Origin of the sequence: Clostridium sp. MCC353 (genome assembly GCF_018785315.1) — a bacterium.
Lineage (GTDB): Bacteria > Bacillota > Clostridia > Lachnospirales > Lachnospiraceae > CHH4-2.
Window position 1 is genome coordinate 19,284 of record NZ_WQPN01000059.1, and the last position, 21,176, is coordinate 40,459.

The window sequence follows — 21,176 nt, forward strand, 5'->3', positions numbered from 1 at the left end:
TGCTATTAAAATTCTCTTAAAAAGTTTGGTCTTTCGACGATTTTATTTAGATATTCTGACGTTTTCTGCCTATTTTAGCAGTCTCCGCCTGGAAAATTCCCAGACATAGATAAATGTCCCGGCAATCAGCTCCCATTCAATTGAAAGATAATTCACCAGATTTTCAGGCCGGAATTTCACCTTTTTACAGTTCCGGGCGGTTTTTAATCCCTCCAGAAGCCCGGCCACATAATCCTTTTCAAACCCTCTTTTTTTGAAAAAGCCATACTTCATAGCGATTCCCACAAGTATGGGAAACAGATTCACAAGAAGCTGAAGAGCGGGCATATTTTTGTAATTCAGGTAGATATTATTCCTGGCGGCCAGTTTCACCTTAAAAGAGTTATATTTGGAACCGCTGGTAGCGCTTCCCGCATGGTAAACCACAGCGTCCGGGCAGTACCGGTTGTGGTATCCGGCGATCTTGGCCCTGTATCCCACGTCTAAATCTTCCAGATATGCAAAATGCATCTCGTCAAAATAGCCGATGGTCTCAAACACTTCCCTGCGGTAAATCGCAGCCGCCGCACAGGCGGAAAATATCTCCCGCTCCTTATTATATCCTGCCGCGCTCTGCCCAACTCCCCGCTGGTAGGCCCAGCCCAAAACCGTGTACATATCTCCCGCATCGTCCATCAAGTCCTTTTGGTAAAGCTGGATCATCTTGCAGCTGACCGAAAAAATGGACGGCGATTTTTCTATGGCCCGGATCATCTGCGCCACAAAGTCCCCGCAAACTTCCGTATCATTATTGAGCAGGATCGCATACGGCGTTTGAGCCGCTTTCAGCCCGATATTGACCGCGCCGCAGAACCCTGTATTTTTATCCAGAAAAATGGACGGAATCTCCCGTTCCTTCAGCCACTCCACGCTGCCGTCCGTAGACCCGTTGTCCACCACCAGCACCTGGTAATCATCTGTGGTCTGGCGGTCCAGGGCTTCAAAACAGGGCTCCATGAATTTCAGGCCGTTATAATTCGGTATAATAACCGTAACTTTTTTCATTTTACTCCTCCATGCCCAAGCGGCTACACTTCAAGGCGGTATGGCTCTCCGATCGCTTCCTTCTGCAAATCCCGCAGCGCAAAATTAGATTTTCTCAGGGTCAGGTTCGGGTTGTAATACGGATCCCCCTTTTCCAGAATTTCCGGCCATTTCTTTGCAAAAATGGCAATTTCCCTGTTAAATCTGGCAACTTTTTCCGGCGTATCCTCCAAACCTCTGGATTTGGATTCGTAATGGTAGAGAACCGCATATGGATTATACACTACTAGTTTGCCAAGGGCTCTCACTTTCATACAATAATCGATATCATTAAATGCCACAGCCAGTTCTTCACTGAAACCGCCTGCCTTTTCAAATACGGATTTTTTTGTCATCATACAGGCAGCCGTCACCGCACTGTAATCCTGGGCGCACATAGCCCTGTGGAAATAGCTGTTTTCCGCCTTATGAAGTCCGATAAATGTATGGCCTGCGATTCCGCCAAATCCCACCACCACTCCGGCATGCTGGATGGTATCGTCCTGGTAAAGCAGCCTGGCTCCGGCAATTCCAACGTCTTCTCTCTGGCAGAATCCCAGCATTTCTTCCATCATCCTGGGTTCTATGATCTCAGTGTCATTGTTTAAAAACAAAAGATACTCTCCCCCGGCCGACTGCACGCCGAAATTATTGATGGCCGAATAGTTGAATTCCCTTTCCCACGTGACCACATGAACACAGGGAAATTCCTTCTGTATTTTCGTATAATAATCAAATGTTTCCGGTTCCGTACTGTTATTCTCCACCACAATAAATTCAATATTTTTATATGTGGCCCGCTCTGTAATGGACCGTATACAGAGATCCAGATCCTTATGATGATCCTTATTGGGGATCACGATGGAGATCAATGGACTTCCCACGATCTCAAAGGTGGTGTGGTAAATTCCGTAATCCACGCCCTTTTCCACCTTCTCCGCTTTTATTCCCATCCGTTCATAATGAGCCATAACCGCCCTGGAACCGGCCTCAAACGCATAAAGCTTGCTTTCCGGGTTGCTGGCCGTAGATTCCAGATGACAGCGCCAGTGGTACAGAATCTTAGGGATATGGCAGATCTTCGCCGCTGCCTCCGTGCACCGGAAAATGAAATCATAATCCTGGGCGCCGTCAAATTCCTGGCGGAAACCGCCCACTTTTTCAAATAAACTCCGTCTCACCACAAAAAGATGGCAGATATAGTTCACGCTGGTCAAAAGATCCGGATTGAAATCCGGTTTAAAATGAGGGTCGAATAAGGCCCCGCCGTCCATATCCAGCTTGTCTTCATCGGAATAAATCACGTCGCAGTCCGCATTTTCATTAATGGTCTTTGCACACTCATAAAGGGCGTGGGGAGGCACCGTATCATCGTGGTCGGCCAGGACGATAAAGTCCCCGGAAGCCATTTCCAGCGCAGCGTTGGTATTTCCCGCAATTCCCCGGTTTTCTCCCAGAACTTTATATTTTATCCTCTTATCCCGGTCCGCGTAGCGTTTTAAAATGCGGCTCACATCCTGTCCTTTGGGGCTTCCGTCCGCGATGCAGAGTTCCCAGTTAACATAAGTCTGATCCAGAATGGAATCGATCATTTCACGGAGATATTTCTCCGGAGTTTTAAAAACCGGGATCACAATGGAAAATTTTGGCATGAAAGGAAATGATTCATGACGCTGTTTCTCCAGCTCTTCCTCCGTGGGCTTGGTCAGCTCATACCACTCGGCGTAATCGTAGTCATTGTCCAGACCCTGGATTTTATGTTTGGATTTCACAATCAAGGCCTTTAAGCCGTTCTTTTTCCAAAAGTCCAAGGCCACATGGACCGTTTCCATGTTCATCAAATCCTTGATTTTCTCTTTCCGCTTGTGGGCCACGCTGCTGCGCTTGGCGATCAGGTCTTCATTGTATTTGATGCGGGCTGTTTTGCCGTCGCAGGTGATCAGCAGATAATAATCCTGGCCCCGTTCGTAAGGGAACTGGATGTCAAAGCCGAAGTCTTTGTCTATGATCTGCTTATAATAAATCTGGCTCACGTCGTCCCGCCTTGTGGATACACAGCGGAATTCCACGGGATTCCGGCCGGCGTCCTCCACCGCAAATGACGGTTGGGACTGGGGATCACGGCCGATGACCCAGCCGTTTAAAGTTATTTCATTTTCGCGTATGCGGACTATGTCTATTTTGTATTTCATTTTTCGTTATTTCCTTTATTAACGTCAGGGGAGAGGGGAGGATTTTCCTCTTTGGACGCGTTTTCGTCTGATGCGTTTTCGTCAGATGCGTTTTCGTCAGGCGCATTTACATCAGGCGTGAAGGCATTTTCGAAAATGCCTTCACGCTTGATGTTAAAAAACTCCCCATCCTGAAAGTTAATTCTTTCTTCTTCAATCACCAACGGCCTTTTCATCACCCTTGAATTGATGGTGAGTATATACTCCCCCACCAACCCAATAAAAAATATCTGAATCGACCCCAAAAACAGCATTCCAATCAGCATGGGCGCCATACCTGCCGGAAACCTGTCCCACCAGATCAGCTTCATAACCAAGTAAACAAGAGCCACCACAATGCTGATGCCGGAGCAGATAAATCCGAATATGGTAGCCAGCCGGAGCCCCACCTTCGTGTAAGAGGTAATGCTCAGCATGGCCGCGTCATACAGCCGGTAAAAATTATTGCTGGTCTTCCCGGCCCGGCGTTTGGGCTGCTCATAAGGAATCTCTTTTCTCCTGAATCCCAGTTCCGCCACAATCCCCCGTAAAAACGGCGTGGGATCATCCAATTCCCTGAGCACTTCGATAAACCGCTTATCATACAGTCCAAATCCGGTAAAATGTTCGATCTGCTCCACGTCGGACAGTTTTTTTATCAGCTTATAATAACAGCTTCTCAGCCAGTACATGATTTTATTCTCCTGGCTGCTCTTTTTTATGCCAATGACGATCTTATATCCCTCTTCCCAGGCTTTCACGTATTTGGGAATCATCTCCACCGGATCCTGGAAATCGGCTGCCATCAGGATGGTACAGTCCCCGGTGGTCTGAAGCATTCCATAATAGGGGGAATTAAACTGTCCAAAATTCTTTGCATTAAATATCCCCTTGATCCCGGGGGCCCTGCCGCAGAGTTCCCGGATCAAATCCCGGGTTTTATCGTGGGAATCATTGTCGATGAATAAAAGTTCATATTCATAACCAGGCAGTTCTTTCTGAAACATGGAGACAATGGCCTGACTCAGGGGAACCACATTCTCTTCTTCATTATAACATGGTACAACTATACTGATTTTCTTCATTCTGTCACTTCCAATCTATCCGGACCATCACCTTCACCAGGTCCCGGGGTTTATCTCTCATCAGATACAGGGCATCTTCAATTTTATCCAGGCCTTCAAAGCAGTGGGTCACCAGCTTTTCCGGTGAAATGCGTCCGTAACGGACCATTTTCATCATCCGTTCTATCCGTACTCTTCCGCCCTTAGCCAGCTCTGTGTGAATGGTCTTTCCAGCCATTCCACGCCCGCCGGAGAATTTAGGAAAAGGCAGGTTCCCTGTCCCGCCGAAATAATTGACATTGGAAACCGTACCGATCCCATAACGCACCATATCGATGGCCTGGGAAAATACCTCGTCCCCGCCGCCGCAAATGATAACCGAATCCGCCCCGATGCCGCCTGTCATGGCCAGCACCTGTTCCACCACATTGCCGTCCTTATAGCTGATGATATCCGTGGCTCCGAATTCCCGGGCCAGGTTCACGCAGACCGGCCTTGTGCCAACCGCCGCAATGCGGGCAGCTCCCAGATGCCTGGCGCCTTCCACAGCCATCAGGCCGATGGGGCCGATCCCCATCACAACTACCGTATCTCCAAATTTAATGTCCGCATATTCCGCGCCTGTAAAACCGGTGGTCACCACATCCACGCACATGAGCGCCTGTTCCACGCTGACCCCTTCCGGAATCCTGGCGAGGGTGGTATCCGCATCCGGTATCAAAAATCGTTCAGAAAATGTTCCCGGCTGGCTTCGTCCCAATTGATGCCCGGAAAACGGCGCACCGGCGTGCTTAAAATTGCATTCCTGAATGCCCGGGTCCCGCCAGTTGGGAGTGATTGCAGGCACGGCCACGATCTGCCCCGGCTGGAAGTCCCGCACCAGTTCCCCTATTTCCAGAATCTCGGCCACACATTCGTGTCCTAAAACCAGGTTGGGAGCCTTTTTCGAACCTCCGCCGAACACCGTATGGACGTCTGATGAACAGGGAGCCAGGGCTATGGGACGCAGAATCGCCCCATAGGGCGTAAGTTTTGGCTCTGGCGCATCAAACCAGCCCACTTTTCCAGGCTCTTTCAGTACAAATGCTTTCATCGGCTTTCCTCCAGTCTCTCAAGATGGTTTGATTTCAATGCCAGTATCTCCACATTACGTCCAAACCGTTCCCGTATAATTCCGGCGATCTCCGCCGTATAGCCGGGAGCGACGATCAGAATGGCGTCCACCGGATGTTCCATAAAATAATCCGGCGAAACGATGGCCAGATGGGAGGTAGGAGCGAATTTCCCCTGCTTAAATGGAGCCGAGTCGATGATATAGCTCACTTTTTCTCCCAGCCTGGTGGTGGCCGCCAGCGTGAATCCCTGATGGCTGGCCCCCCAGACGGCAATGCTTTTTCCCTCTTCCGTCAAATGGTCTATCCAGTCATTTACTTCTTTATTTATTATATGAAAGCTCTCCTGCAGCCTGACCGCATTAAGCTTTTTCCTCTTTTTCACGATCATGGAAATGGTATCCCGGTTCACCAGTTCCTGTTCCAGCACCTCAAATCCATTGCGTTCCAGCAGAAATCCCAGCGTATCAAAGGTAAAATACGCGATATGGTCACGGATCAGCTCATAAAATCCGTCATATTCCAAAATGTATTCCATGCTGGGCACGGTGATCAGCCCCATTCCATCTTCCGTCAGATTCTGATAGATGGCCTGGAGCATTTTGTTGGGATCCGGCTGGTGTTCCATAAAATTAAATGACAGAAACACATCAAATGGTCCCCCCGGTATCACGGTATCTTCCGATTCCGTAAATCCGCGGCTCACATTGAGGCCTTCCTGCTGTGCTGTTTTTACAAGATCTTCTCTGTTTTCAATTCCATAACATTCTACAGGGAAATGGGTCAGAACCGATAAAAATTCGCCTCTGCCGCAGCCCACCTCTATGAATTTCTTTCCCTGAAGGCCGTAGGTTTCAATCAAATGTTCATACTGGCTTCTTCTCAGCTCCACCATGGTGGTGGAAAAACCGCCGGAACGGATCACGTCCCTGTAATAGCCCACCGGCTCACAATCGAACTGGACCAGGCCGCAGCCTCTGCACTGGCACAAATCCAGCGTCAGCCCGTGATCGGATGAAATCTGATCCCCATCAGGGATATCCTGCGCCGAAGCAGGCATATTGTCCAGTGTCAATATGGGGTCTTCGTATAAAGGGGCCCCACAGGATATACATTTTTTACGTTTCACAGCTTACTCCTTTTGTACCGGAAGCATGGAACGGATACCGTCTGCAAATGAAACCTTAGGTTTCCATCCGGCCGCTTCTTCTATCTTTTTAATATCGGGAATCAGGGACGCAGGCCCTTCCGCGTTGGGCGGCCTCACTCCATAGGAGTAACTGCCTCTTTTCCCGCACAATTCAAACATTTCTTCCACAAACTCCCGCAGTATGCGGGTATCATTACCAGCAATATTATATACGCCAGATTGTTTTGGCGCAAGTCCTAATGCTAAACTTACCACAGCCTCAGCCATATCTTCTATATATAAAAAATTCCACTGCTGGGTGCATTCCCCAAGCTCCATATGTCCGCCGGACAAAAATGTGCTCAAAGCCGTGTTCACCAAAGACCAGGGATGGTCCCCCGGCCCATAGACGCTGAATATGCGGGCATGGATAAAGTCCATATCTATACCGTTTAACTCCGCCCCATTCAGGGCCGCCATGGCCTGACGGCCAAATTCCAGTTTAGCCTTTCCGTATTCAGACACCGGACGGCAGACGCTGGTTTCACTCATCCGATCCCGGTGTATGCCGTATTCCGCCTGGGAACCGCTGAATAAGAAACGTCCGCAGCCGAGAGCCGCGGCAGTCCTCACAGCCTGCATGGAATGAATCAGGTTGAGCTTCTGGATTTCCCTGTCATTCCGCCCCGCGCTGCCTATGCCGTCCCAGCCAAAATGGAGGAAGATATCCGCATCCCGGCATTCTTTTTCCTCCTCCAGCCGTTTTAAGTTCGACAGGTCCTGCCAGACCACCGACAAATTATCATGCTGTTCTAATTTATCCGCATTGGATGACCGGGGGCGCACCACCGCACAGACCTGGTGTCCCTGCTTCAAAAGCAGTTTCACCGTATGGCTTCCGATAAAGCTGGTAGCCCCCGTTACTATAAACTTCATATTCCGCGTTACCGCCTTTACTTTATTCTCTTGATTATCATGAGACGGTCCATCTCTTCTTCCGGAAGGAATGGCGCCATATCTTCCAATGGCGGCGATACCATGGTTCCGTCAGGAAGCCGTTTGGCCGCCGATTTGGGCTCAAAATTCTGGTCTGTTGTAACAAATACTTCGCAGATCACAGGCCCTTCCGCCTCCAGCGTCTTCTGTACCGCATCCTTTAACTGGCTGTTGTGATGGGCGCAGAGATAGGGAATTCCATAGGCAGCCGCTAATTTACCCATATCGGGGAAGCTCAGGTCGTGGCTGTCCACGCCGATGCCCACCAACGGCTCTCCGAAGAAGTTTTTCTGTGTCTGGCGTATGGAATGGTATCCGCCGTTATTGATCAGGAATATCTTAATCGGCATTTTGTGATGGATCACGGTCTGCAGTTCCTGAATGTTCATCTGAATGCTTCCGTCCCCGGTGACCAGAATGATGTCTTTTCCGGCGTTCTCCGCCATACAGACCCCGATGGCCGCCGGCAGGTCATAACCCATGGAGGCAATGGCGGAATTGGTGATGAAACGCTGGCCTTCCTTGATAATATACCCGTGGCCGCCCACCACGCAGGCGGAACCATTGCCCACCACGGTGATCTGGCCCTCTGGCAGGCGGCTGCTGATCTCATAGATCATTGCGTAAACATTGGCCTCTTCCTCATCCGTATTGGCAAAATGTTTGGGAAGAATCACCGGATAATTCTTTTTATACATCTGGCAGGTCTCCTGCCAGCTCATTCCCGGAAGTCCTTCTCCGCCGTGGAATACAGGGGTCTCCTCCTGATCCAGCAGGCGGTCCATCACCTCTAAAAGATCCTTTGCGTCGGCCAGAACCGGCATGTCCACATGCAGGGTGGGCTTCTTTAATTCTTCCGGGTCAATATCATTGATGATGGTATATGCCTCTCTCGCCCATGTCTCATAATTATATCCAACCTGGCGGATGCTCAGACGGCTTCCTACGGAAAATACCAGGTCGCTGTTCTGCACCGCCAGATTTCCCGGACGGTCCCCCAGATTTCCCGGACGGCCCACATACAGCGGATGGGTATCCCAGATACAGTCCTCACTGTCCCAGCCTGTTACAACAGGGATTCCCATTTTTTCCGCCACCCTTATAAATACCGGATGGGCGCCCGCGATCCTGATCCCATTTCCCGCGTTAAATATTGGCCGTTTGGCCTGTCGGATCTTTTCTATAATCTTACGGGCAGTTTCCTCGCTCACTTTTTCGGGCAGCACCTGTCTGGGTTCGCCCTGTCCTGCAATGTCTTCTTCGATCTGCGGCACATGTTCTCCTGCATCGGCAGGCCAGCCGGTTCCGCCGGCATCGTAATTTGCGGCATCAAATCCGATCAAATCATCCGTCTCGATAAACGCCCCCTGGACATTGAGAGGGATGTCCAGCCAGACAGGGCCTGGACGGCCGGAGTATGCCAAATGAAGGCATTTTTCCAGGCAGAAACGGATTCTCATGGGATCGGTGACCATCTCACAGTACTTGGTCATACAGCTTACCGCCTTTGTGATCTCAAATTCCTGGTCGCCAAGAGCCCGTATTCCCACACCGGACCAGCGGGCTGTCGTATCATATCTCACCTGCCCTGACAGAATCAGCATGGGAATGGAGTCCAGCCACCCCCCTACCACGCCGGTAATGGCATTAGTTCCTCCTGGGCCTGTGGTCACACAGAGAGCCGCGATTGTATTATGGATTCTGGCATATGCCTCCGCGGCAATGGCGCTGGCCTGTTCATGATGGTTATAAAGGCAGCGCAGGCCCTTCTGGTGGCCTAAAGCGTCATTTAAATGCATGGCGCCGCCGCCTGTGACGGTAAATACCTGGCTGATCCCTTCCTGCACCAGTTTCTCCGCTATATAATTAGAAACTTTCATTCTCATACGCGATCTCTCCTCTTAACATTATTGCCAATAGTATACCATATTAACTTTTTTGGGGGAAGTGTTTTGTTTTTCACGGGGGACCCCTAAGTTACCATTCCCAGTTCCCCGGGGCCAAACCCGGCAAGCCGGCAGCACACGCCGTTTGAGCGATTTTTGCAGGCCATCGACAACTCTTAGGCCGGAAGGGGATAAAAAAAGGGGGACAATCTGACCTACAAAGTCAGATTGTCAGAGGACCTGAATCGAGAAGGCCTTCAGGACTTCTCGATGAATGTCATCGGTCCCCTTTCTTTTATCCCCTTCCGGTCTTAGAGTTGTCCTGGCCGAAACCATGAGCTCAAACGGCGTGTGCTGCCGGTTTGCCGGGTTTGGCCCCGGGGAACTGGGAATGGCAGTACCCCTAATTCCTGCCAGCATTACCAGTAAGACACATCTGTTCAAGAGCTGATCCGCAGGTTATAATCACAAACGTAATGCAACGATGGATTTTCGGCCAGAAGAAAATTATTAATTCATCACTCAAAAAGGAGAAAACATATTTATGAAGAAATCAACAAATTTTATGGCTGTATTATCCGCTGCTGCAATGATGTGTGTGGCAGCCCCTATCGTATCAACTACTGACGCTTACGCGGCTCAGCCTGCAGGCTGGGTAGAAGAAAACGGCACATGGATGTATTATGATGCCGATGGTTATTACCTGACAGACTCATGGAAAAAACATGGTGACAACTGGTATTATTTAGACAGTGAAGGCGAACTCGCTTTTGACACCATGGTAGATGAATACTATGTAGATGAATTCGGCAAACGTGTCTTCAATACCTGGATCACCGTTGACAACGAGGTGGACTGGGATTCCGACGAGCCGGAACAATACTGGTACTACTTTGGCAAGGACGGAAAAGCCGTTACTTCCAAATGGTACAATATAGGCGAGAACTGGTACTATTTCAACAGTGACAGCCAGATGATGACAGGTAAAGTGGAAATCGACGGCGCAACCTATTACCTGGGTGAAGAAAATGACGGCGTCATGAAAACAGGCTGGATTCAGTTAGAAGAAGAATCTGACAATCCTGACGAAGAATTCGTTTGGTACTATTTCAACTCCAACGGTAAAATGGTTGAGAACCAGGTTGACAAGAAGATCGACGGCGCATATTACACATTTGTAAATGGTAAAATGCAGACAGGATGGTACAAGCTTCCGGTTTCCGAAGCTGCTACCGAAGCCGCTGGGTCTGAAGCTACTGATTCCAACGCAGAAGCTGCTGCAAAAGAAACAACGGTTGCCGGATACCAGTATTACGATAAAGAAGACGGCAAACGTGCCGACGGATGGCGTAAAATTGAAGGCGTACAGGGTATCAGCGAGGAAGCGGAACTCTATAACTTCTTCTTCAAAAACGGAAAACCATTTTTCGCAGAAACAGGAATTAAGGTATTTACCGTAGATTCTAAAAAATACGGCTTCAATACAAAAGGTGAAATGCAGACAGGACTTCAGGTTGTTACTTTAGACAACGGCGATGTTGCCAACTTCTACTTTGGAACCGACGGCATCATGAAAACCGGCAAACAGACCATTTTTGATGAAAACCTGGGAGAAAACCAGACTTGGTTCTTCTACACAGACGGATCCAGAAAAGGACAGGGCTTCCACGGCGTGCGTGAAAACAACGTGTTCAAATACGGCCTGCGCCTTGAAGCAGATACAGACCTGCGTTATGCACCGGTTACCATCGATGAAGTTTCTTACCTGGTAAATACAGCAGGAACCATCCAGAAGGCATCCTCAGGTTCTAAGTCCAGCGAAAAGCCTGAATTAGGTTCCGGTTATAAAGATATTAAAGATGCAAATGATAAGGTCTGGGTGGTAGATACTAAGGGGATTGTGCAGTAATAGGAAAGCGCAGTCCGGGGCCGCGGAATTACCATCGGCGGGATCACTTAGTAATATGATTCAGTAATTTTCAAAAGATAATAATCCGTTCATATCATACCGGACAGCAGATTGCCGTCTGCTGTTCCCAGGAGGGCGCCGCAAATCATCAAACCAGATGATTGAGCGGCGCTCTTTTTTATTTTCCTCTTTGATTTTCCACATCTTTTTCCCCAATCTCCCGTCTAAATGGTTCTATTACTCATAATTTTTGCATATATATTAATTATCCGTTAATAAAATGTGGCTTATTGCGGCTTTTTTGATTACAAAATTCGTATATCGTATTTATATTTGTCGAAATTTGTTATAAAATAGCTATTCCTGCGTTTATAACATCAGGTAAATTTATATCATTTTTTAGGAGGGAGTCATTGTGCGAGAGCTAGCTGTATATTATTGCTTGAAATGCGGACGCTACGGCTATTACCAATCATCAAAGAATGCGACCTGCCCGATCTGTAATGAACCTATGAAGCTTTTGGATATGAATTATCAGGATTTTATGAATTTAGACTGTGAGGAACGGGACCTTCTGTTTTCCCGCCTGATCTTTGAATCCTGTCCCTCCTACGTTCAACAGCTCATGGCCCCTCACCAGGCAGCCAACCATCGTGAAACCATTGCCCGTATGAGTCAGAAGATAATTGAATTGGAAACGGATAATAAAAAATTGAATGACACGATCGAATGGATGCACAACACCATCTGGGATTTGCTGAAAGAGAATAAAGAGTTAAAAAAAGAATTAGGGAAATAACAGTTGGGAGTGTACTGCACTCCCACTGTTTGTATGTACGGATAAACTTAAACCATTCTTTCTGAATTGTTATCCGATATATAGCGGCTGAGCAGGCGGTTTAACGTAACCTTCATTTGAGCTACTATATTCAGCAGCATTTCATTGTCCGACTTCAGCCTTTCGTTTTCTTTTTGAAGCAAGACCAGTTGATTGGTTTCATTCATTGCGGGAACCTCCTTAAAGATTATTAATCTGAAACCAATATAAAACTTTTTTCTCATTTTGAAAAGCAAATTAAATCGCAGAATTCGACAATACCGCCTCAAATTATCTAACAATTTTAGCTTTATAAGCCATCAAATACACAAAATATGGATTTTTCCCAACGGAGAGGATACAAGATCTATGGATATGACACAGATATTTGTTTTCGACGAAATCGTTGAAATAGACACAAAAACATTTCCGAAAAATTACAGGGAACTGTTTTTTCGCTCCCTGCCTGATGTCCACTTTGCCCACGAGGTTCCCAATACTTTGAAAAAGAACCATCAAAAAGGAATCCGGAATGTGTTGGTCGCCTATAATTCAGAGACTTTGGTAAAGGAAAGCCTGCTGGCATTGGATGCGTGCAGGCTCTTTGATGATCTCATTATTGCAGAAGAACAATTCCCATTTACCGTCTTTCCCAAAACCGATATTGAACAGCTTCTCACCAAACGGTACGGATCGTGGAATTACTTTACTGGCCGGAACCAGATTTCCCATTAGGGGTGAATTCAACGTATTCTCCCGGCCGGACGGTTATATCCATAATGCATTTATCATCCTCGAAGTATTGTCCTTCGGGATAGACCATTACCTGCAAGGTATAGTCCTTCAAAAAACCACCAAACGACTTTTCCGATGACCGTTCATACTTAAAATCCTGTGTTGCCACTTCATCATTCAACCCTTTAGCAACTTCCATAGCATATGCTACTGCATCATCAGGATCCGTGTCCTCCTTTACCTGAATCGTTAACTGAGCATATTTATTTCCAGGATCAATGACTGCTCCAATTTCAACGCCCATTGGATAGGCGTCAGGTTCAATGAAAGTCTCATCCAGACCAGCCAATACCTGATCCCAATCGATTTCAATTCCTTCTTTTATGTCAGTTTCCGGTTCCACTGCAAGACTCGGTGCAACGATATTACTTTTAGTACAGCCGCTAAGGAACAATATGCAGCCCGCAATTAAAATAAGCATTTTCTTCATTTTGCTTTTTCCTCCTTCAAGTTCAACATCTAACGTGTGTCTGAAAACTGCTTTCCGTCAGACATACTCTAGTATTATATCGGATAGCCGTCTTTTTTTACAGGCCTTTTTTAAAAAAGTCAGAAAAAGTTCACATTTTAGTAAAATACGATACTAGCATAGTGTTTCCAACTGTGCTATAATTAAGAAAAAATTAAGAAAGGTGAGATTGTTTATGAAGCGCAGAGCCTTACTGACAATACTAACCACTCTCCTTCTCGTCACTTACCTGTCGGTTCCCGCTTATGCCGAATGGGAAAAACAGGGCGACGTCGGCTGGAAATACACGAATGAAAATGGAAAATATCAATACGGATGGATCGAAATTGACGATAACTGGTATTATCTGGATGATAAAGGATATATGAAAACAGGATGGCTGAAAGATCAGGGCTCCTGGTATTACCTTCATCAGGATGGTACGATGGCTCATGACACCTGGATTGATAATTACTATGTCAACAGCAGCGGGAAATGGGTTAAAACAAGATAGGACAAGGAAAACAGTTATTTGGACGCGGGATGGGTGCGCGTTGGATAGCTGTTTTTTCCGTATCGGCAGATTCATAATTCCTTCCGCTGCTCACAGTCATTTTATTTTCATAACCTTTGGGATTTATTCCCCCATGGAATTCCGCTGTCTTTCATCCTCCGCTCACAAATCCCTTGCCATTCCCTCATGAGCCAGTTCCAAAGTTTCTACCGTGATCTCATTGGATGCGGCGTTGAAATCACAACCCGAGTATTTGGCAGGCCATGCATTGATCACTCTCCAGGATGCCGCCACCATTTGTGTTTCATCCAAAAGCTTGATTATAACCGTCCTCCTGTCCACTTCTCCATTCTGCCCTTTCAGGATCCAATCATAAAAAGCTTTTCCTTCGATCATGCCCTTTTTCAGCGTGATATTTCCATACTTACGAAGACCTGCCACCTTTAAATGGGCCCCTGCTGCCATGCCTGCTGCCATATCCCCAGCCCTGTACTCTATGGGTTCTGCGGGCGCATCAAAACCACTGACTTCTGAAAAACCTCCTGCTTCCAATCCGTCTATCTCCAATTTAAAGCGGAATTTTACCTGCGGATAACCTGCCATAACTGCCTCACTTTCTCCGCATCTGCGGCTCTCTTATTTAGATTTCCTTTAAGGGGGCTGATAACAATCTGCGCTCTTTTACTTTAACCGGAACAGCCGTCCTACTGAGCCTCCCCGGTCTTCTGTGTTATTCTGAAAATTACAAATTCCGCCGGTTTCACTGGAGCGGCTCCAATCAAACAAATCAAACGTCCCTTGTCAATATCATCCTGGCTCATCGTACTCCATCCTATATTGACAAAAAATGCTTCTTCAGGAGTCACTCCCGCCAGAGCGCCATTTCTCCATAAAGTAGTGAGAAATATCTCAATAGTTTGCTGAACCCGCCGCCAAAGGACTTCATTATTGGGCTCATATACTACCCAGCTTATATTGTCTTTAATTGATTTTTCTATAAAAATGAAAAGCCTGCGGACATTTATATATTTCCAGTTACTGTTGCTGCTGGCCGTCCTGGCGCCCCAGACACGGATACCCATCCCCGGAATTGCCCTGATCAGATTCACTCCCTTTGGATTTAATATATCCTGATCCCCGTTATTAAACTGGACATCCAGACCGACACAGGAACGTACCACTTCGTTGGCCGGCGCCTTGTGAACGCCCCGTGCAGCGTCATTTCTGGCATAAATACCCATCACGGAACCGGATGGGGGGATAGCGATCTCCTTTTTATCCAATGGGTCAAATACCATCAGCCACGGGTGATAGACAGCCGCATAGGACGAATCGAAAATATCCCTGTGTGCCAAAATATCCTGTATCTTCCTCGCTTCTTTCGGCATATCCAGCACAGCGAACCTGCTGGCCTGTTTCTCACAATGGGCAGTCAGCGCCAACTGAACACCGGGATCCGTTACTCCAGGCACAGCAATAACAGAAACCACATCATTGTCTGCAAACGCCTGAATCCCGCTCCTCTTCCCTGCTCCGCCATCCCTGCCGACGAAATCCTCCGCCGCCATTCTCCGGACATTTCCATTGCTTCCATTCGTAAAGCTGACCGTGACAGCGGCCCGGCCTTCCTCAGCCAACTGGACAAAAGGCGGTATCGCCGACCGCAGGTCATGCCCGGCGTAAACTGCAGTGACCAGCTCTGATTTAGCCAGTTTTCTTTCTATATAATTGGGGATCTGCATGTTAAACGAAAGGTCATTATAGCTTTCCACAATATCATCATTTCTGATCTCCATATTAAATTCACAGGTAGATATCACTCTTTCCGGAAGCAGATTTTTATCGACCACATCCAAAGCGAACTCTTTCTCAAAAGCAATGATATTATCCCGGATTTTCTCCACCCGGTTATAAATAACTTCCCTACCGTCCGTAAAGCACACAACATCTCCTTCATAGAAACCGGAACTGCTCTTTACGGAATAACACCGGCCTGCTGCAGTCTCTAAAACTTCTAATATCTGGGTTTTCGCCTTTCTGGAAGGTGAGATATTCACTTTTAAGTTATTGCCCCAGACCCCCGGATTTTTAGCTGTCAGTTTCAAAATACAATCGTCCTTTGACGGCACTGCCGCAGTCGCACAGGCCGCATCCTGTGGTGATACCCGCATGATGAAACATCTGGATCCGCCGTTATTAAAGAAATGCTCCACCGCATAGGCCAGGAAACGGTAATCACCATATTCGCCGACAGATAAATAACCGCCATAATTTCTTTTAAAATCCTCAAAATTGGTAACTAACCGCGGAAGACCCAAAACAGGCCCCCTCTCCGCCATTCCTATAAATCCTGCGGTACTTGTATCCACCCCTTCTATAGTATTGATTCCTGAATCGAACTCCTCTACATAGACCCCGGGTGATAAATATTCTGCCATGCAATACCTCTTTCCTCAGCTTATGCGCTGTTAACCTTATTTACATGTTATGGGTTTGAAGCCAAGTTTCCGGCCCGCAGTTCTTCTCACTAACGCGGATTTTGGTTCACGTACTTTCTTTTTATGCGCCGGACCGAATATGGATGCTGCCTCCTTTTATAACAGGATAACGGAATCATTTTAAAAAAGGGCCGGCCTAACGGCCAGCCCTGCATAATTTCATGGAATGTGCAGCTGGCTGCCATTTAAAAGGCCCTATAGCTTTGCGTCATCAACTTTCATTGATTTTGCCTGTGATTTTCTGTTTATTTCTTGGAATAATTATACTTGTTTTTACAATTGTTGACAATCAATAAGATTATTATTACATTTCATCATTTTACATCGTAATTGCATTTATGACTATATTGTCCAAATATTCCCTCACAGAATTTGTGTCTAACGCATTTATAATTCCATCCTTTTCTAATATAACCACTAATTCTGGTCTTTGCGAAAAACGAAGAAGTTCATTTTCTAAATCTTTAGTAACACCATTCCACGCAACTAAAAATCCTAAAGTACACCTACAACGCCTATTTTTCATTTTTTCGATAAAAATGTTTAACTCAGCCCGTTTTAAAGGCCTATTCCAATTTTTACATTCGCACAGTATTATTTTTCCCTCACGGTTAAACATGTCTGAATTATTAATTATCTCTATGTCAAGCTCTTCTGTTCTTGTCCTAATATTTTTAACACAGGTAAAACCCTCTACCCTATTAAAAAAGTTAATCATTAACTCTTCCAGTAATCTCCCCCTTCTCTTAGGTGAAAGAGTTGTATTATCAACATCGTGCAGCAAAGCCTGCCATTGATTAATGCCCTCTCCTCTTTTGGCACTTACATCATAAATCATCTTTTTTCTCTCCTATACAACCTCATACCAGTAAAAATATTTCATCTATATTTCTTATATAATTATTTGTGTATAAATTGACTATTCTGCTGTAAAATCCCTAAGTTTATTCTTCTAAATATTGACTATTTTATCAGCCGTTACTATTATTAAAATATCTATCATATTTTTCTGCCAAATAATAAACCAGCTCCTTACTTTTTACTGGAAAGTCCTTACACCAAAGTTCATATGCATCTTGTTTAGTTAGATTCTTTTCTTTTGCCTTCATAATCATATCAGTAACTACTTCTTTAATTAAGTTAAAGCGATCCATTTCAATTTCAAACTCGTTAAATACTTCTAATTTTATTTTGTTATGTATTATCTGGCAACAGAGTTCGTCAATTAAACGGAAAGCTTCTATTGAATTATGATTAAATAATTCAGAAAGATCTTTTATCTTATCATACTCTTGCTGTATTGTATCAATAAAATCATTTATTCTATCTTTTAATATTATATTATCTGGGAACGACAACACCCTTTCCTTTTCATCAAAACAATCATTAATAATTATCCGTTTCATTTCTGCTCGGAAAATATTAAATTCCTGTACCATATCCGGGCTAATACCACTCGGATATGGTGATTTTAGAAGATGCAGTCTATCAATTATAATTAATTCATCTAACATGTATTCCCATTTCCAGCTAACGTTCATGCTGAACCTTTTTACTGGATTATTATCTTCTGTTTTTAATAGCCATTTCTCAATATATTTTTCCGCTTGTGAAGTTAAGGAGTACATATTTTCTTTTTTATTCTGTTGGACTTGGATTAAAGTAATATTACCTTCTCCCCTTGCAGCCAATTGCTCATTTATAACATCTGTCTTATCTATTATTTTTTTAATATTAACACTTAAATTGCTAGAAGATATATTTAAAATTTCCATTAACTTTTTATGTGTAATTTCTTTATATCTATAAATTGTTAAAAAAATTGAATCCTGATGTTTTCCTTTTAAACGTTCAAACTCTTCATGTATCAAATCATCGTAATCCATTTATAATCCCTTCCTAAAATTATTTGTTTATTCCATTTTAAAATCAATCAGCATTATTTTCAACATATTTTTAATCAATTATCGTTTAATTTTAACATTATACTTTTTAATTTTACACATAGGTATTCAAATTAAAGGCAGTCATTTTTTTACTAAATACCGAAACGCCCCGGCTGCGCATAACAGACGGGGCGTTTCGGTATTTACAAATAAAACTACTGTCTGCCATCTGAACTTCCGCTCAAACTTAGACATTTACTGATAAAGTTGCTATGTAATAGCCTTACATCATTTAAAATTCATTGTCTGGAGTATTTCCGTTTATACTTTTTTATTATTTCATCCAGTGAGTTAAGTTCTACATCACCTCATCATACTCATCATATCTTCCAATATCCCATCTACTTCCTCCAGCTCATCACTCACCAAACGAATTCCGCAAAAATCACAGATATGGCTCAGTGCCGCAAAAATCCACGGATTTCTCGCATAAATCGTTTTCATGCGCCCATACTCCATCACAAATGGAATAAAGAAATTCAAAATTGCATCTACTTCAGTCTCCTCAATATCCATCATATGCATATCGATAATCATATCTGCCTGTACGTCTACAGCGACCAAAACCATGGGATTCATCGGTCTTTCATATTTGTCATCCGTCACGCCGCAGTGCATATAGCTTAAATCCAGTGCAATCTCCGACTTGTTCCTCTTCATTTTCTTCAATTTCTGCTTTAAAATATCATCAGTCAATTGAATGTATGGATATTTCCTGGAGCAGTCAGGGTGGGGAATAGCGGACATATTCCATATTTTTTTATCTTCATCAAACCGGCAGGATAGTATCTCATCATCATCCCAATCGATTTCAACCGTATGATCTATAACAGCTTTAATTGCAATAGGAAGAACCCTGTATGTATCCAACAGCACCTTTGTTTCCCGTTCATCGGGAATATAGGAAAGATATCTCTTCTTAAAAGATTCAAAATAGATCCACTGCCCTCTACCCCGAAACTTTAATCCAAGCTCCTTAATCACCGCCTTTTGCTCCCTCGGAACTTCCTCACGGTCGCCAAAATAGCAGCTTAAATTGGACTGGTCTCCCATAACATACGCTGCCGGCAGCATAAACTTATCAGCCGTAGCAATCATGTTAAAATCAGCCAGACCTTCCGATCCCTCATACAAACCGATTCCATAGCATTCTCCGCCTTTTCCCATAACCGAACAATAAACCGGTTCCTGATAGCCGGGCAGATGCATCTCAATTAAATCCATATCCCATAAATATTTCCATGGCTCCAGCTTTTTAATTTCGATAGCCAGATCATAAAGTTCCCGCCACATTTCCAAAGATGCTTCTTTTCTCATCAGTGAACTCCTTTTATGTGATAAAAACGAATTCATTTAAATTTGTCCTTATCAGTTTAAGTTATTTTAGCTAATCGTTTTGCAGTCTCAGAATTTTGTCTACTTATAACAATCAGGAATCTGCTGTTCATGGAAGGCGTTAATCTCTTTTCTGAACTCCTCACTTTTTAAAATGTCAAGCCCTGTCATCGCCAGCCCTTTGGCACCCTTTATGCAGACTTCATCCGCCTCCGGCATAGCCGCCGCCTTTGTATAATCAGTTGAATGGCTTTGTATTGTCTCATCATCTGTAATGGAAAGATAATCGTGAATGCTGGGTATTTTAATGGATACATTTCCAATATCAGAGGAACCATACTGTTTTTTCGGATCCGGATAGCACATAGGCACGCCCAGAGCCTCCATATTGGCCTTAAATGCCTCGCACATCGGCATATTGGAATAACGTTCCGCATAGATCGGTTCCAGCTCTACAGTGGGCACTGCGCCCGTCAGCTGGCTTGCCCGTTCAATGCAGCCTTTGACGGTTTCAATCAATTCTTCAATCCGGTGCATGGTCTCCGCCCGTATACAGAATTCACACTTCGCGAACTCAGGAATAATATTCCCTGCCACACCGCCTTCCAAAATAACGCCGTTAATATTGTCCTGCATCTCGAACGTAGGACGAAGCATATCGATCTGGTTAAACAGGCTGATAGCGGCATTCAAAGCATTCACGCCATTGGCCGGAACGGAAGAATGGGCTGCCTTACCCTGGAATGAAACCGTTACACCTCCTGAAGCCCGTCCGCCGCGGCCGATCAGATTAGCCTTAGTTCCGCCTCCTGAAGGATGCATCATCAGAGCATAGTCCGACTGTTCAAATGCCCCCCGCTCCAATAAAACCGCTTTTCCCGCTCCATGTTCTTCTGCCGGCGTTCCGATAATGGATACCTCACCATCATAGTTGTCCATAACAGAAGCCAGGCCTAAAAATGCACCAACAGCGCAGGTAGCAATGACGTTATGGCCACAGCCATGGCCAATACCCCTAAGCGCATCGTATTCAGCCAGAAATGATACCCTTGGGCCCGGGGCTTTGCCTTTTTTTACGGCCCGGAAGGATGTGGGAATGCCGCAGTAGTTTTGTTCCACAGTGTAGCCCTGGGATTCCAAGGTTTCTGTGATGTATTTTACAGCCTGGAACTCCTGGAACCCAAGCTCCGGGGTGGAATGGATGTTGTGGGAAAGGGTGATCAGGGTGGGGCGTAATGTGTCGATGGTGGTGATGATTTGTGATTTTTCAGTGGACATGTGAGATGTTCCTCCTTTGGTGTGGTTTTATTTGTGTGGCTTTATTTGTATGACTTTATTCGTATAGCTTTATTTGTTTAGTTTTATTTGTTTAGCTTTATTGTTATGCTTTAACATAACATTTTGTTTCTCTCTATTCCTAAAGAATTATAGTTCCATATTATCAGATTATTGTCC

The 21,176-nt window shown here is 45.2% G+C and carries 19 protein-coding genes and 1 riboswitch; of the genes, 4 read left to right on the plus strand and 15 right to left on the minus strand.

Annotation, left to right across the window (positions count from 1 at the left end; all coding sequences use genetic code 11):
- Window positions 1–69: 69 nt before the first annotated feature.
- The 7 genes from GPL15_RS11780 to GPL15_RS11810 are packed head-to-tail and all read right to left on the minus strand — an operon-like array spanning window position 70 to window position 9,459.
- A complete protein-coding gene (locus GPL15_RS11780; protein ID WP_215698867.1) occupies window positions 70–1,044 on the minus strand; it encodes a glycosyltransferase family 2 protein in 975 nt (324 codons plus the stop codon).
- 23 nt (window positions 1,045–1,067) lie between these two features.
- The gene (locus GPL15_RS11785) at window positions 1,068–3,254 is read right to left on the minus strand and encodes a glycosyltransferase family 2 protein (protein ID WP_215698868.1); all 2,187 of its coding nucleotides are present in this window, start codon (window positions 3,252–3,254) and stop codon (window positions 1,068–1,070) included.
- The gene (locus tag GPL15_RS11790; RefSeq protein WP_215698869.1) at window positions 3,251–4,357 is read right to left on the minus strand and encodes a glycosyltransferase family 2 protein; all 1,107 of its coding nucleotides are present in this window, start codon (window positions 4,355–4,357) and stop codon (window positions 3,251–3,253) included. The genes GPL15_RS11785 and GPL15_RS11790 overlap by 4 nt, the downstream gene beginning before the upstream one ends.
- Window positions 4,358–4,361: 4 nt before the next feature.
- The gene (locus tag GPL15_RS11795) at window positions 4,362–5,429 is read right to left on the minus strand and encodes a zinc-binding dehydrogenase (protein WP_215698870.1); all 1,068 of its coding nucleotides are present in this window, start codon (window positions 5,427–5,429) and stop codon (window positions 4,362–4,364) included.
- Window positions 5,426–6,577: a class I SAM-dependent methyltransferase gene (locus GPL15_RS11800; protein ID WP_346344950.1), complete on the minus strand. Its 1,152-nt coding sequence runs from the start codon at window positions 6,575–6,577 to the stop codon at window positions 5,426–5,428. The genes GPL15_RS11795 and GPL15_RS11800 overlap by 4 nt, the downstream gene beginning before the upstream one ends.
- Window positions 6,578–6,580: 3 nt before the next feature.
- Window positions 6,581–7,513 carry an NAD(P)-dependent oxidoreductase gene (locus tag GPL15_RS11805; protein WP_215698871.1) on the minus strand — a complete coding sequence of 311 codons (933 nt, stop codon included), beginning with the start codon at window positions 7,511–7,513 and terminating at the stop codon, window positions 6,581–6,583.
- Between the two features lie 17 nt (window positions 7,514–7,530).
- Window positions 7,531–9,459: a thiamine pyrophosphate-binding protein gene (locus GPL15_RS11810; RefSeq protein ID WP_215698872.1), complete on the minus strand. Its 1,929-nt coding sequence runs from the start codon at window positions 9,457–9,459 to the stop codon at window positions 7,531–7,533.
- 544 nt (window positions 9,460–10,003) lie between these two features.
- Here GPL15_RS11810 and GPL15_RS11815 point away from each other — a divergent pair.
- Both GPL15_RS11815 and GPL15_RS11820 read left to right on the plus strand, forming a co-directional pair.
- Complete coding sequence (locus tag GPL15_RS11815; RefSeq protein ID WP_215698873.1) at window positions 10,004–11,368, plus strand: cell wall-binding protein; 1,365 nt, start codon at window positions 10,004–10,006, stop codon at window positions 11,366–11,368.
- 415 nt (window positions 11,369–11,783) lie between these two features.
- A complete protein-coding gene (locus GPL15_RS11820; protein ID WP_215698874.1) occupies window positions 11,784–12,167 on the plus strand; it encodes a hypothetical protein in 384 nt (127 codons plus the stop codon).
- Between the two features lie 47 nt (window positions 12,168–12,214).
- Here GPL15_RS11820 and GPL15_RS11825 read toward each other — a convergent pair whose 3' ends face one another.
- A complete protein-coding gene (locus GPL15_RS11825) occupies window positions 12,215–12,373 on the minus strand; it encodes a hypothetical protein (protein ID WP_215698875.1) in 159 nt (52 codons plus the stop codon).
- 181 nt (window positions 12,374–12,554) lie between these two features.
- Here GPL15_RS11825 and GPL15_RS11830 point away from each other — a divergent pair, with 181 nt between their 5' ends.
- The gene (locus GPL15_RS11830; protein ID WP_215698876.1) at window positions 12,555–12,920 is read left to right on the plus strand and encodes a hypothetical protein; all 366 of its coding nucleotides are present in this window, start codon (window positions 12,555–12,557) and stop codon (window positions 12,918–12,920) included.
- Here the strand turns inward: GPL15_RS11830 and GPL15_RS11835 are convergent.
- Window positions 12,892–13,410 carry a hypothetical protein gene (locus GPL15_RS11835; RefSeq protein WP_215698877.1) on the minus strand — a complete coding sequence of 173 codons (519 nt, stop codon included), beginning with the start codon at window positions 13,408–13,410 and terminating at the stop codon, window positions 12,892–12,894. The genes GPL15_RS11830 and GPL15_RS11835 overlap by 29 nt on opposite strands.
- Before the next feature lie 214 nt (window positions 13,411–13,624).
- Between GPL15_RS11835 and GPL15_RS11840 the strand changes: the two genes are divergently transcribed.
- The gene (locus GPL15_RS11840; protein ID WP_215698878.1) at window positions 13,625–13,942 is read left to right on the plus strand and encodes a hypothetical protein; all 318 of its coding nucleotides are present in this window, start codon (window positions 13,625–13,627) and stop codon (window positions 13,940–13,942) included.
- A gap of 162 nt (window positions 13,943–14,104) precedes the next feature.
- Here the strand turns inward: GPL15_RS11840 and GPL15_RS11845 are convergent, their stop codons facing one another.
- From GPL15_RS11845 to GPL15_RS11870, 6 genes are all read right to left on the minus strand, one after another.
- Window positions 14,105–14,545 carry a phage tail protein gene (locus GPL15_RS11845; protein WP_215698879.1) on the minus strand — a complete coding sequence of 147 codons (441 nt, stop codon included), beginning with the start codon at window positions 14,543–14,545 and terminating at the stop codon, window positions 14,105–14,107.
- 101 nt (window positions 14,546–14,646) lie between these two features.
- Window positions 14,647–16,380, minus strand: coding sequence for a phage tail sheath C-terminal domain-containing protein (locus GPL15_RS11850; RefSeq protein WP_215698880.1), 1,734 nt, complete (start codon window positions 16,378–16,380; stop codon window positions 14,647–14,649).
- Window positions 16,381–16,606: 226 nt separating this feature from the next.
- Window positions 16,607–16,682: riboswitch (cyclic di-GMP riboswitch) on the minus strand.
- 77 nt (window positions 16,683–16,759) lie between these two features.
- Window positions 16,760–17,278 (minus strand): restriction endonuclease, encoded by a 519-nt coding sequence (locus GPL15_RS11855; RefSeq protein ID WP_215698881.1) that lies wholly within the window; start codon window positions 17,276–17,278, stop codon window positions 16,760–16,762.
- 133 nt (window positions 17,279–17,411) lie between these two features.
- On the minus strand, window positions 17,412–18,326 hold the full coding sequence (locus GPL15_RS11860; protein ID WP_215698882.1) for a hypothetical protein: 915 nt from the start codon (window positions 18,324–18,326) through the stop codon (window positions 17,412–17,414).
- A gap of 363 nt (window positions 18,327–18,689) precedes the next feature.
- The gene (locus GPL15_RS11865) at window positions 18,690–19,703 is read right to left on the minus strand and encodes a hypothetical protein (RefSeq protein ID WP_215698883.1); all 1,014 of its coding nucleotides are present in this window, start codon (window positions 19,701–19,703) and stop codon (window positions 18,690–18,692) included.
- Between the two features lie 99 nt (window positions 19,704–19,802).
- The gene (locus tag GPL15_RS11870; protein WP_215698884.1) at window positions 19,803–20,999 is read right to left on the minus strand and encodes an amidohydrolase; all 1,197 of its coding nucleotides are present in this window, start codon (window positions 20,997–20,999) and stop codon (window positions 19,803–19,805) included.
- Window positions 21,000–21,176 lie beyond the last annotated feature (177 nt).